This is a genomic window from Pseudomonas sp., from assembly GCF_030683065.1.
Taxonomy (GTDB): domain Bacteria; phylum Pseudomonadota; class Gammaproteobacteria; order Pseudomonadales; family Pseudomonadaceae; genus Aquipseudomonas.
In genome coordinates this window covers 65,019-77,983 of record NZ_JAUXMX010000041.1, presented here as the reverse complement: position 1 = coordinate 77,983, position 12,965 = coordinate 65,019, and the positions used below count along the sequence as shown (strand labels likewise).

General features: G+C 61.5%; 11 protein-coding genes. 6 read left to right on the top strand and 5 right to left on the bottom strand.

Annotated features, from left to right (window positions below; all coding sequences use genetic code 11):
• Positions 1–422 precede the first annotated feature (422 nt).
• Together Q8K09_RS13940 and Q8K09_RS13935 are read right to left on the bottom strand one after the other, a co-directional pair.
• Positions 423–1,337, bottom strand: a complete 915-nt coding sequence (locus Q8K09_RS13940; RefSeq protein ID WP_305255574.1) for a response regulator — start codon at positions 1,335–1,337, stop codon at positions 423–425.
• Position 1,338: 1 nt separating this feature from the next.
• Entirely contained in the window at positions 1,339–2,643 is a 1,305-nt protein-coding gene (locus Q8K09_RS13935) for an ATP-binding protein (RefSeq protein WP_305255573.1), read from the bottom strand.
• Positions 2,644–3,035: 392 nt separating this feature from the next.
• Between Q8K09_RS13935 and Q8K09_RS13930 the strand changes: the two genes are divergently transcribed.
• From Q8K09_RS13930 to Q8K09_RS13905, 6 genes are all read left to right on the top strand, one after another.
• Positions 3,036–4,430 carry an ethanolamine ammonia-lyase subunit EutB gene (locus tag Q8K09_RS13930; protein WP_305255572.1) on the top strand — a complete coding sequence of 465 codons (1,395 nt, stop codon included), beginning with the start codon at positions 3,036–3,038 and terminating at the stop codon, positions 4,428–4,430.
• A gap of 68 nt (positions 4,431–4,498) precedes the next feature.
• Positions 4,499–5,299 carry an ethanolamine ammonia-lyase subunit EutC gene (gene eutC, locus Q8K09_RS13925; RefSeq protein WP_305255578.1) on the top strand — a complete coding sequence of 267 codons (801 nt, stop codon included), beginning with the start codon at positions 4,499–4,501 and terminating at the stop codon, positions 5,297–5,299.
• A gap of 482 nt (positions 5,300–5,781) precedes the next feature.
• A complete protein-coding gene (locus Q8K09_RS13920; RefSeq protein WP_305255571.1) occupies positions 5,782–7,944 on the top strand; it encodes a methyl-accepting chemotaxis protein in 2,163 nt (720 codons plus the stop codon).
• A gap of 247 nt (positions 7,945–8,191) precedes the next feature.
• Positions 8,192–8,365 carry a DUF2897 family protein gene (locus tag Q8K09_RS13915; RefSeq protein WP_305255570.1) on the top strand — a complete coding sequence of 58 codons (174 nt, stop codon included), beginning with the start codon at positions 8,192–8,194 and terminating at the stop codon, positions 8,363–8,365.
• 79 nt (positions 8,366–8,444) lie between these two features.
• Positions 8,445–9,731 (top strand): hypothetical protein, encoded by a 1,287-nt coding sequence (locus tag Q8K09_RS13910; protein ID WP_305255569.1) that lies wholly within the window; start codon positions 8,445–8,447, stop codon positions 9,729–9,731.
• A 100-nt stretch (positions 9,732–9,831) separates the two neighbouring features.
• A complete protein-coding gene (locus tag Q8K09_RS13905) occupies positions 9,832–10,590 on the top strand; it encodes a CPBP family intramembrane glutamic endopeptidase (protein ID WP_305255567.1) in 759 nt (252 codons plus the stop codon).
• Here Q8K09_RS13905 and Q8K09_RS13900 read toward each other — a convergent pair.
• The 3 genes from Q8K09_RS13900 to Q8K09_RS13890 all read right to left on the bottom strand — a co-directional run bounded on the left by Q8K09_RS13900 (position 10,541) and on the right by Q8K09_RS13890 (position 12,947).
• Positions 10,541–11,362: a transporter substrate-binding domain-containing protein gene (locus Q8K09_RS13900; protein WP_305255566.1), complete on the bottom strand. Its 822-nt coding sequence runs from the start codon at positions 11,360–11,362 to the stop codon at positions 10,541–10,543. The two genes, Q8K09_RS13905 and Q8K09_RS13900, sit on opposite strands and share 50 nt — an antisense overlap.
• 66 nt (positions 11,363–11,428) lie before the next feature.
• Complete coding sequence (locus tag Q8K09_RS13895) at positions 11,429–12,169, bottom strand: ABC transporter substrate-binding protein (RefSeq protein WP_305255565.1); 741 nt, start codon at positions 12,167–12,169, stop codon at positions 11,429–11,431.
• A 154-nt stretch (positions 12,170–12,323) separates the two neighbouring features.
• Positions 12,324–12,947, bottom strand: coding sequence for a TetR/AcrR family transcriptional regulator (locus tag Q8K09_RS13890; RefSeq protein WP_305255564.1), 624 nt, complete (start codon positions 12,945–12,947; stop codon positions 12,324–12,326).
• Positions 12,948–12,965 lie beyond the last annotated feature (18 nt).

Here is a 12,965-nt window from a genome sequence, read left to right as displayed (position 1 = left end):
CATGAGCGGATTTTCATTATGGCTCAAGGCACCTAATGCCTTAATTAGAAGCCGGATATACGGAAGCAGTCGTACCTAGGTTCGTTTGAAGAGCGTATCACTGGCAAAACGGGGGGAGTCCATATACGGATGAAATCCGGGGGAATTGTAGCCCGGATGAAATCCGGGGGAATTGTAGCCCGACAAACCGCTCCCGGATTGCGTCCGGGCTACGCGCGAGGAACCTGGCTGACGACAAGCGCCCTGACATGCCCACTTAAGTGAACAGCATTGCTCCGTAGGAGCCAGCTTGCTGGCGATCTTTGCAGGGCAAAAGTATCGTCGGAGCGCCGAACCGCAGCAAAGACCAGGCGCCCCCCCTGGCTGCTACACGCGCCCCCGTCGAAGGCGGCGGTGCCGCGCGGAACGCCGCCCGCACCGCCTTACGCCGTCAGGCGCTCGCGCAAGCGGCCCAGCATGCCCATTAAACTCCCCACCTTCTCGCGTTCACGCGCCTCGCGCGGTATCTGCGCCAGGCGCGTGACGACCTGCGCCGGCTGGGTGCGCCACAGCTGCGCCTGCTCGGCGGCAGCCAGCAGGCCTTTCTCGAACAGGCCGCGGCGAATCGGCTTGGGCAGGTAGCGAAATATCTGCGCCTCATTGATCAGTTTGAGCAGCGCCTGGGTGTCGCAGAACGGTGTCACCACCAGGGTCAGCAAACCTGGGTGTGCCTGGGCCAGGGTTTTCAGCAAGGGCGCGACTTCCTCCCCGGCCAATTTCAGATCACTGACCAACAAATCTACCGACAACTCGTTGAGTACGCCCAGCGCCTCACGCAGGTTGCTCACACGCAGCAGGCGATGACCGCCGGCCATACAAAAATCACCCACCACGGCCAGGGTTTGCGGGTCTTCATCAAGCAACAGCACATTGAGCGGCGCGGCCAGCACGCTGGCGCTTGGCACCACCGACGCCTGTACCTGGCGCGCGGCAATTTCTGCCGCCTGGCGCAGGGTAAAGGCCATCTCCTGCTGGTCCCAGGGTTTGGTCAGGTAGCGGAAAATGCCGCCACTGTTGAGCGCTTCCACCGCCGTGTCCAGGTCGGAATAACCAGTGAGGAGAATGCGCAGGGTCTGCGGGGCGATCTCGCGGGCCTGGGTAAGCAGCTCCGCGCCGCTCATCTGCGGCATGCGCTGGTCGCTGACCAGGATATGCACTGTCTCGTTTTTCAGGCGCTGCAAGGCGCGGTGCGGATCGCTCTCGGTGAGCACCTCATATTGGCGGCGAAACTGCAGAGCCAGGCTGCGCAGAATGCGCTCTTCGTCGTCGACAAACAGGATGCGGATAGGTGCAGTCATTTCAAGCGCTCCGTTGCAGTGTGGCTGCCTGGGGACGCGGCAGGCGGATCAGGAAACGCGTACCGCGCCCTGGTTCGGAGGCCACGCGAATCAGGCCTCCATGGTCCTGGATGATCTTGAAACTGATCGACAGGCCCAGGCCCGTACCCTGGCCGACCGGCTTGGTGGTGAAGAAGGGATCGAAAATCCGCGCCAGCACCGCCGCAGGCATACCGCGACCGCTGTCCTGTACCGAGATGAACACCGCAGCGTCTTCGGCCCAGGTCTTCACCCGAATCTGGCCGAAACCCTCGATGGCCTGGGCGGCATTGGTGAAGAGGTTGAGCAGTACCTGATTGATCTGCGACGGCGCGCAGGGAATACGCGGTAACTCGCCGAGCTGCAACACCGCCTCCGCCTTGTCCTTGATGCTGTTGCGGGCGATCACCAGGGCGCTGCGAACACAGTCGTTGAGGTCGACCTCCTCGCTCATGGCGCGATCCAGGCGGGCAAAATCCTTGAGACCGACCACCAGCTCGGCGATCTGCTGCAGTCCATAGAGGGTGTCGTCGAACAGTTGATTGAGATCATCAACCAGCAGCTCCGGCGCGGCCTGCTCACGAGCATTGGCGGCGCTGTCCAGAGCCATGGCCAGGCGCGCTTCGTCGCAGTGCGGGTCCGCCAGGCAATCCGCGAGGACAGCCTGCGCCTCGGCCAACTCGAACAGCGGTGCACTTAGTTCACGCAGCAGTTGCACATTGTTTTTCACGTAACCCAGCGGGGTATTCAGCTCGTGAGCGACGCCGGCAACCATCTGCCCGAGCGAGGCCATCTTTTCCGACTGCACCAGTTGCGCCTGTGATTCCTTGAGATCGACCAGGGCCTTGTGCAGCACCGCATTACGCTGGGCAATGCGCGTCTCCATAGCCTTGAGCAGGTCAAGCACGGTGCCCAGGCCACGGTATTGGCCCTGTGCATCGACCAGAATAAAGTCTTCGGTGATCGGATATTGCAACTGCCCGGTTATCTGCTTGGCGGCCTCCTCCAGGCTGGTGTCCAGGCTGACGGTCAAGGGCGCCGGGTTCATCACCTCCTGCACCGGATGGCGACCGCGCAGATCGCGGCCGAAGCGTTGCATAAAGATGTCCTGCAAGGCGCTACGACTGACCAGGCCCAGCGGATAGCCCGCCACATCGACAATCGGCAGGGACAGAAAATCCTTGTGCTCGGGGGTCAACAAGCGATCCGCGACATCCGCGATGCTCATGCCCGGCGCCAATGGCAAGACCGGTTTGAGCAGGCGCGCCAGAGCGCTGGTAGTGGTCATTGGCAGAGGTTCCTGGCAGATTGAAAGTCTGCCATTCAACCAGCGCCAAGTTGCCGTCTTGTGACACTCCTCACGCCCTGACCGAATGCTCTATTGTTAGTCATCGCCCTGTCATCTTGGTCTAGGCCAGCGCAGACCAACTAACCAGCGCTCCAAAATAGAGCAGAACACGAGACAATGTCGGTCGCGCAAACACGCCAACGCCCTGCATGGGGCGCCCAGCGGACGTTGGCATGGGCACTGCAGTAGCAAGGGTTTGCCGCTGAATGCTCACAATACGTGTGAAAAAACGCTCAGCAGCCGTGAACGCACCTCGCGTCGTCGTAAGAGTGCTAGGCGCTCGCAGAGCACGGCGGAGTTCTCAGCCATTTGCAAGTTGGAGTGCAGTGCGTATGCCTTATCAGACCACTGTCGGAGCCATGACCTATCGCTTCGCCGACCTCAAGACCCTGCTGGCCAAGGCCAGCCCTGCACGTTCCGGTGATTACCTGGCCGGGTTGGCGGCGGCCACCTATGAGGAACGCATGGCGGCCAAACTGGCCCTGGCCGATGTGCCCTTGCAGACCTTTCTCAATGAAGCGCTGATCCCCTACGAAAGCGACGAAGTCACCCGACTGATTATCGACCGCCATGACCAACAGGCTTTTGCCCCGATCAGCCACCTGACGGTCGGCGACCTGCGCGACTGGTTACTGCTGGAGAGGACCGACAGCAGCATCCTCGCCGCCGTCGCCCCGGGCATCACCCCGGAAATGGCCGCTGCGGTGAGCAAGTTGATGCGTAACCAGGACCTGATTCTGGTGGCGCGCAAGTGCCATGTGGTCAGCGCCTTTCGCAACACCCTCGGCCTGCCGGGCCATCTTTCGGTACGCCTGCAACCCAACCACCCCACCGACGATGTGCGCGGCATCGCCGCCAGCCTGCTCGACGGCCTGCTGTATGGCGCCGGCGACGCCACAGTCGGCATCAATCCGGCCAGCGACTCGCTGCCGACCCTGATGCGCCTGTGGCAAATGATGGATGAGGTGCGCCAGCACTTCGAGATCCCCATGCAGAGCTGCGTGCTGACCCACGTCACCACACAGATCCAGGCCATCGAGGCCGGCGCGCCGGTTGACCTGGTGTTCCAGTCGATTGCCGGCAGCGAAAAAACCAACAGCAGTTTTGGCGTATCCCTGAGTATTCTCAAAGAAGCCCACGAGGCGGCCCTGAGCCTCAAGCGCGGCACCGTGGGCGACAACTGCATGTACTTCGAAACCGGCCAGGGCAGCGCGCTGTCGGCCGGAGGCCATCACGGCATCGATCAGCAAACCTGCGAGGCCCGCGCCTACGCCGTGGCCCGCGCGTTCAAACCACTGCTGGTGAACACCGTGGTCGGCTTCATCGGCCCGGAATACCTGTACGACGGCAAACAGATCATCCGCGCCGGCCTGGAGGATCACTTCTGCGCCAAGTTGCTCGGCCTGCCGATGGGCTGCGACGTCTGCTACACCAACCACGCCGAAGCCGATCAAGACGACATGGACAACCTGCTCACCCTGCTTGGCGCGGCTGGCATCAACTTCATCATGGGTGTTCCTGGTGCTGACGACATCATGCTCAACTATCAAAGTACCTCGTTCCACGATGCCCTCTACCTGCGCAGCGTGCTGGGCCTCAAGCGCGCGCCGGAATTCGACGCCTGGCTGACGCGCATGGCCATCACCGACACCACCGGCAGGCTGCGCGAAATCGGTCGCGGCCATCACCTGCTGCAACAACTGCCGCATGTATCCGGCGCGGCCTGAGGGGATTGAACATGAACGATGACAAACCCAACCTGACCCAGGCCAAGATAGAGCTGGCCCAGGCCAAGATGGAGCTGGCCCAGGCCAAAGTGGAGCTGACCCAGGCCAAAGTGGAGCTGGCCCAGGCCAACCCATGGGACGAGTTGCGCGCCCATACTTCGGCACGCATCGCCCTGGGTCGCGTCGGCTGCAGCCTGCCGACGCGCGAGGTGCTGAAGTTCGGCCTGGCCCACGCCCAGGCCCGCGATGCGGTGCACCGCCCGCTGGACTTCAGCGAACTGAAACACCAGCTCAAGAGCAATGGCTTTCGCACCCTGCAGGTACACAGCAACGCCGCAGACCGGCAGACCTATCTGCTGCGCCCTGACTATGGCCGGCGCCTGCACGACGATTGCCGCACCCACCTGCTGCACGAACTGGCCGCGCCTGAGTTGGCCATCGTCATCGCCGACGGCCTGTCGTCGATCGCCGTACAACGCCATGCCCTGCCCCTGCTGCTAGCGTTTCGCCAACACTTCGACACGGATTGGGCCAACACCCCGGTGGTGCTCGCCGAACAAGGCCGGGTGGCTATCGGCGACGGTATCGCCATGGCCCTGCGCGCACGCCTGGTTATCGTGTTGATTGGCGAACGACCTGGCCTGACCGCGCCGGACAGCCTGGGCCTGTACATCACCTACCAACCGCAGGCCGCCACCATGGACAGCCAGCGCAACTGCATCTCCAACGTGCGCCCGGAAGGATTGCCCTACGCCGTGGCCGCACACAAACTCGACTACCTGACCCGCGAGGCCCTGCGCCTACAACTCTCAGGCGTAACGCTCAAGGACGACAGCAACCTGCAGGCAGTCGCGCAACTGCCAAACTGACAAGCCCGGCCAAGGCGCAATAAGGAAGGATTCCACGCCGATGAACTGACCATGCTTTGGGATCTCTGGCTGCTGATCGCGCTCGCCCTGGGCTCTATCGTGGCAAAGACTAGTTGAGCTATTAACGAGTTGCGCGCATTGGCAACCCGCGCTTACTCCGCCAGCAACTGGCGGGCATGCATCCTCTCTCTCAAGCGCCACTGCCACCCGCCATTGCCTTGCCTGGCACTGCCGAATGCCTGGTGATACTTGTTCCAAAGCACTATTTAGCCAGACATAAAGCGGCATATAGCGCACGGGCACACATCGTTATCCTTGACGAAAAATTACGCCCTGGAAGCTGTCAGGAAATCCGACCTGTGTGGATTGAACGCCACTGCCTTGCTCGGACGGCCTACCAGTAATACTGGCACTGCACCTCACCGGGGCAGTACCTGAACCTTAAGCCCTGTGCTGCAATAGATACCCGAGGAGGCTGCACCATGGCTTTTCGTTCTCTACAAACACGCATTTGTTCTACTGCCGGCCTGTGCCTGCTGCTGTCCTCTGCATCACTCGTTTTCTATGGCCTCTACTCTTCCTACGCGACTGCGACCTTCGTCAACCAAGAAGTTTCGACACTGATCGAGGAAGCGACCGTTCGCGAGGTGCAGAACCTCGCGCAGTCCAGGGCGACAGCCATCCAGGCCAAGCTGCAGAATGCTCTCGATGCGGCGCGCACCATGGCCAACACCTTTGCTGCGGCCATACCCTACGACAGTCCGCTGGAACTGGGACGCGAGCAAATCAACGCAATTCTGCTCGGCGTACTGCGCGACAACCCCGAATTCAACGGCACCTACTCCTGCTGGGAGCCCGATGCGCTCGACGGCGAAGATGCAATCCACCGCACTGGTTTGGAGGGCAATAGCGGTAACACCGGACGTTTTACCCCCTACTGGACCCGCAGCAGCAATGGCAATATCGCGGTTCAGACACTGGTTGAATACGACAGTGAGGAACGCCACCCCAACGGGGTACTCAAAGGCGGCTGGTACAGCGGCCCTCGCGATACCCTCAAGGAGAGCGTGCTCGACCCCATCCCCTATGTAGTGCAAGGGCAATCGGTGTGGCTGGCGACGTTGTCGGTGCCCATCGTGGTCGAAGGCAAATTCTATGGCGTTGTCGGCGCCGATTACGACCTGACATTCATCCAGAAACTCAGTGAGCAGATGGCGAGCGAGCTCTACGAGGGCCAGGGTACGGTTTCCATCCTCAGCAACCAGGGCCTGGTGGTTGCCGACAGCCAGCGCACCGACCTGATCGGCCAAAGCCTGCAGAACCTGCTGCCGGACGCGTGGGAACAGACCCTCGACGACATCCAGCAAGGCCAGGGCAAGGCCCGCCTGAACGAGGCCACCCAGAACCTCGAAGTGCTAATGCCGATTCCGCTCGGCCGCACCGACAAACCCTGGGCCATCCTGATCAGCGTACCCAAAGCCGTCGTCATGAGCCAAGCCATTGCCCTCGACGCCGAACTCAAGTCGCGCAGCCAGATGAATGGCTTCTGGCAGATCCTGGTCGGCGCAAGCATCTTCCTCCTGGCATTGTTCGTACTCTGGTATGTCGCCGGTAAGCTGGCCGGGCCAATCCGTAACGCCGCCGGGCTGGCAAAAAACATTCGTACGGGCGATTTCTCCCAGCGCCTCCGCCACCACTCCAGCGACGAAGTTGGCGAATTGACCCAGGCCCTGAACGACATGTCAGACAGCCTGCAGCGCCAGGTTCACGTAGCGGAACGCATCTCTGCGGGCGATCTGGATCTGGATGTGACACTGTCCTCGGAGCGCGATCAGTTAGGCAAAGCACTGCAGCAGATGGTGAATAGCCTTAACGGTTTGATTGCCGACGTTCAGACAGGGGCAACGCAGATCACCTGCAGCTCTGCGCAGGTATCGGAGTTGAGCCTGTCGCTGTCGCAGGGAGCAGCCAACTCGGCCTCATCGGTCACACAGATCAGTGCGGTGATGAACCAGATGACAGCACAGACCAACGAAAATGCCGACAATGCCCAAAGAGCAGATGATCAGTCGCAGTCTTGCCGTGAGGATGCAGGGCAAAGCAACCAACTGATGGACGAACTGATCGGCGCCATGGGCGAGATCGATAATGCTGGCAAGGACATCACTACAATTATCGCCACCATCGACAACATTGCGGCACAAACCAATCTGCTCGCGCTCAATGCGGCGATCGAGGCGGCCCGCGCCGGTGAGCTGGGCCGTGGTTTCGCCGTAGTGGCGGATGAGGTTCGTAGCCTGGCGGCCCGCAGTGCTGAAGCTGCACAAAAAACCGCCTCACTGATTGCCGACTCATCAATCAAGACCCAGCGCGGTATGGTCATAGCCAGCCGCACCGCCGACTCACTCAAGGGAATCGTCAGCGGCACCGAACAGGTTTCCAACCTGGTCTCGCTGATCTCTCTGGCCTCCGGCGAACAAGCTTCGGGACTGGGCCAAGCGAGTATCGGCCTGGAACAGATCGATGACGTCACCCAGCAGAACAACATCAGCTCCCAGGAATGTGCGCGTGCTGCCGGGCAACTGTCCGAACACGCAGCCGCCATGCAACACGCCCTGAGCCGCTTCAAAGTCAGGGCCGGGTGAGGGTAAACGGGCATAGGCGACCCCCACAGCTACCAGCCAAGACCGCTCGCAGCGTCGGGGACAGCCACTTGCGAGAAACCTATGATGGCCAAGCGCGCCATGACGGATCGACCGTTGTCAATCAAGCGCGAATGTCTTGCGAAAGCGCTGACGCCCCCGGCTGATCTGCTCCTCGCCACAATCGGACACCTGACAAGCCTGGCCAGGCGCGATAAGGTAAGGATTCCACCCACCCGAGGAATTGACCATGCCCTGGTATATCTGGCTGTTGATGGTGTTCGTCCTGGGTTCTATCGTGGCGGGCTTGATACTGCTGCGAACCAGTAAGTCTTTGCCGCTAACCGATGAGCAACTGAAGAAAGTCCGTGAACGTAAAGTCGAGATGGAAACCCAGGACGCCAAGGACTCTCGCGACCGCTAGCCTACTGGCTGGGCTATTGGCGGGCTGCGCGCATCAGTACCCAGTACCCACTGACAACTGTGCGCTGCTGCTCAGCCAATTGCCGAAGGCCACCCAGGCTCATCAGGATGCGCAGTACCATCGTTTGCCCGGTTTTATTGGCCTGCGTAGCGACAGAGTGCTCGCCGCCCTTGGCGCCAACGCAAGCAGCCCGCAGCAGCGCCGTCAGTGGCTGCACTACCTGGCCGAACGTGACGCCGAAGCCAGCCGGATCGAAATCGCCCAATTGCCCGCGATCCAGCGTCAGGACTGGAACACGCCTGTCCGGCAAGCGGCTCTTGACGCCTGCCGCGCCCAGCAGATCGAACACCTGAGTGGCGATCCCAAGGCGTTTATCCGTGCAGTCGAGGCCGCACAGGTGCCCGACGATTATCGTGACTGGGCGCGCACCCTGGGCTTCTACCCACTGTTCAAGCCAATCTTGCGCCGAGGTATTGCCGCCTGGCAGCAGGCCGCCGCCCAGGCCACTGCGCCCGAAGACGGCGCGCACTGGCTGAGCTACCAGCCAATTCCAGTACCCGCGCAGACGCTGCCGCTGATTCTGGATGAAGATGAACTGGGCTTGCCCCAGGCGGATGCACGGCAACTTGACGCGCTGTTCGCCCGCCACGCCCCCCGGCTGAAGATCAAACAGGCTGGCCGCAGCGACCGCATCGGCAGCCCGTATTACCGGCATGACGGCAGCCGGGATTTCACTCCGCTGCAGGCGCGCCTTTACCAGCACAAAAGCTGGAGTCAACTGCATGGTCAGTGGCACCTGCAATTGATCTATCAACTCTGGTTCAGCCAGCGCCCCAAGCCCCACGCCCTGGATCTGTACGGTGGCGAGCTGGATGGCTTGCTCTGGCGCGTCACCCTCGACCGACAGGGCAATGCCCTGCTCTACGACAGCATCCATCCCTGTGGTTGCTGGCACAGCTTTTATCTGCCAGCCGACTCGTCCCTGCAGGTGCGTCAGAGCGCTGGCGAGGAAGCACGCCTGAGCCAGCGCCTGAGAGTCAATGGCGATACAGCGCCGACCCTCTGGCTGAGCGCTGGCGAGCATCGCCTGCAGTGGGTAGATGCCCGCCGCTCGCCCTACCCGTCCGTGCACTACCAACGCCAGGCGCTCGATCAGTTGCGCGGGCTGCCTCACCCACAAGGCGAGCGCAGCCTGTACGCCAGCGACGGTCTGGTGCCCGGCAGCGAGCGCCTGGAACGCTGGCTGCTGTGGCCATCCGGCGTCGCGTCGCCAGGCGCCATGCGGCAGTGGGGCAACCATGCCACCGCCTTTATCGGCCGCGCCCACTTCGACGATCCGTATTTGCTTGGGCGCTATTTCCAGTAACCCCGCACGGCGCTGCATCGCTAGCAGCCTGTCGGGCTTTCTCGCTAGCAACGCCACAGCCCTACAGGCTGCTAGACTGCCGCCCCCACAAGGAGCTGCCGTGCCATTACACCTTCGTTTGTTGCTACCGACCCTCGGCCTGGGGCTGGGCGTTGGCCTGGGCTTTATCCAACCCATCGGCCTGGCCGCCGGCCTACTGTTCATCACCCTGCTGCTGGCTGCCGACAAAGCCTTGCCCACGCGCCTGTGGTGGAGCCTCAGCCTGCTCACCAGCATTGCCCTGGCCGCCCACCTGGTGCCAGGGTTCGCGCCCTGGCCATTGTCGACGCCACGGCAGATCAGCAGCGATGCAGCGCCTTACGCCGTGCGCCTGTCCTGGGACAAACTGCTGGTCGGCTTGACCTTGCTGGCCTGGTGGCTGGGCCAACCCCACATGCGCGCCACACAACCGCAACGGGCCTGGGCAGTGGCGCTGCTGACCCTGGCCGGCGTACCGCTGCTGGCCTTGGCGCTGGACCTGGTCGGCTGGCAGCCAAAATGGCCGGAGGAATTGTGGCTATGGCTGGCGGTCAACCTGGGCGTAGCGGTCCTGGCCGAAGAGCTGCTGTTTCGTGGTTTGCTGCAGACGCGCCTGGTCAGCTGGCTGGGAATCTGGCCGGGCATTCTGCTGACTGCCCTGCTGTTCGGCGCCGTGCATGCGCCCTTCAGCCCTTTATTTGCAATAGTAGCGGGGGTCGCCGGCCTGGGTTACGGCCTGGTGTTTCACTACAGTGGTCGGCTGAGCCTGGCGATTGCCCTGCACGCAGCGGTCAATCTGTCACACCTGTTGCTGCTGAGCTATCCGCTACGCCTGAGCTGACGGCGATCTGGTAGGGCGCGAAGATCGCGGTCAGCTGGCCGTTGCCGCGCAGTTGCTCAAACAATCGAGCAAGTTGCTGCGGGCTGATCGGCGCGCCGGGGCGCAGCAGCGCCTGATGCTGGTAGCGTTGGTCGAGCCGCGCGGAGACCAGCAACTGCCCGGCGTATTGCCCGTGACGCTCATGAAAGTCGCGAACATAGGAGCGCGTGACCAGGGCGATATCCGCTCGGTCATGCAGCACCATGAGCAGGTTGCTGTCGTGGGAGTAGCTCAGGGTCGCATTGAAGTTTTTCGTAAGAAATTGCGGCTCTGCGTTGAAGTCGGCGAATCCATAGTTGTAACCGTTGAATAGCGCCAGGCGCTTGCCCCTGAGGCGGTTGAAGTAATCTTGCCCCCGCCCCGGCTTGGCGAGAGCAACATAGACTTCAGCATCTTCCAGGCCCATGTCCACGGCACTGTGGGCAATACCTTGCCAACCCCAGGCCGGATTTTCGAACATCGACAGATCAATCCGCCCTTGTTCAAAATCGCGGAAGCGCCGAGGAATCGAGGTCGGCCGCACGACAAAACGAAAATCACTCTGCAGCTGGTTAAGCGCATCAAGGAGTTGCGGCAACAGGCCAGCCTGTTGCGACTGCTCCGCCTTGGCGACATAAGGCGGAAAAACCGCACCCCCGACATGCACCACTTGCTGGGCTGCAAGTGGCCACGCCGCCAACGTCGCCACCAGCAGTGTGCACCCGCTGACCACCTTGCGCAGTAACCGCACCATACGCCCCGCCCCTGTTATCCATTCGACCCAGCCTATCCCAGGAAAAGCTGACCGAACAGAGCGATTTCACTCATGTATCTGTCGTTCTGGCACCACCAGATGATAGCCGCGGAACAAAGCATCCAGCTGCCCATCTTGGTTCAGCGCCAGCAATAGCTCGGCAAATGCCTGTGGCGTCAGCGCGGAGTCCGGTGCAAACAGCGCATGGTGCTGGTAAACCTGATCGAGCCGTTGCGATACCAGCAACGCCCTACTGCGCTGGGAGTCGCTACGCTGGGAATGCTGCAGGTATGAACGGGTAATCACGGCAATATCTGCCCGGCCGCGCATGAGCATCAGCAGATTGCTGTCATGCGAATAGGTGAGCACCGCGTTATGTTGCTCACGGAGGAATTGCTGATTGGCATTGAAACCCGCGAAGCCATAGTGATAACCGTTGTATAGCGCCAGGCGCTTGCCCTTGAGCTGGTCGAAATAGCGCTGGTCGCGCCCCGGCTCGGCGAGAGCAACATACACCTCCGCATCCTGGATCTGCAGATCCAGCGAAGTGTATGCCGTGTTCTGCCACCCCCATCTCGGCGACTCGAACAGGATAAGGTCGAAACGGCCACTCTGCAGATCGCGGTAACGACGGGTCACCGAGGTCGGTACCAGCGTGAACCGATAGTTGCTCTGCAACGCATTCAAAGCAGCCAGCAAATCCGGCAGCACGCCTTCTGGCGCGGCGCTTTCCGGCTTAACCACATAGGGAGGGAAATGGTAGGCGCCGACCCGCACCTGCTCACCGGCCATGGCCGGCAAAGTCATCAGCAGACACAGCAAAGTCAGCAACTGTCTGAATACCACGCGCAAATCACATACCTCGAAAGCAACAGGCCGCAAGCGGCTCCTTGTGTTGGCTGAGCGGATATTCCCTAGCCGCGGCAGTACTGCCAAAAGGCCATTAGCAGGCAGTGAACGCTCAAACGTCCTTGAGCACCAGCGAAAGCGCCTCTTCAGCCAGTTGATCCAGGCTCATCGGCCCTTCAGGGCGGAACCAGGTATTGGTCCAGCTCAGGGCTCCCGTGAGAAAACGCCGCAAAATGAAAGGATCGGACTTCACGTACCCCGCCGCTCGGGCGTCGCTCAACACGTCCAACCACAACTGCTCATAGGTGTCGCGCAACTCGAGGATGACTTGCTGACTGGGCTCCGACAGCGAACGCCATTCGTACACCAGCACCGCCATTGCCTCGCCGGTGCCACCCATGATCGACTGCAACTCACAGCGAATCAGCGCCAGCACGCGGCCACGCAGGTCGCTCGCTTCGGCCAGGGAAGCCTGCATCAACGCGGTGTTATAACGAATGGTCTCCTCCATCACCGAGCGCAGGATTTCATCCTTGCTCTTGAAGTGGTGAAAGATGCTGCCCGACTGAATGCCCACCGCACCGGCCAGGTCACGCACCGTGGTGCGCTCATAGCCTTTGCTGCGAAACAGGTGGGCCGCCATTTGCAGCAACTTGCCCCGCGCGCTGTCTGGGTCGGTAATCTGCCCACTGGCCACCAGGTCACGCATCACGGCCTGCGCTTGTTGATCATCCACGCTAAGTACTCTCCAACT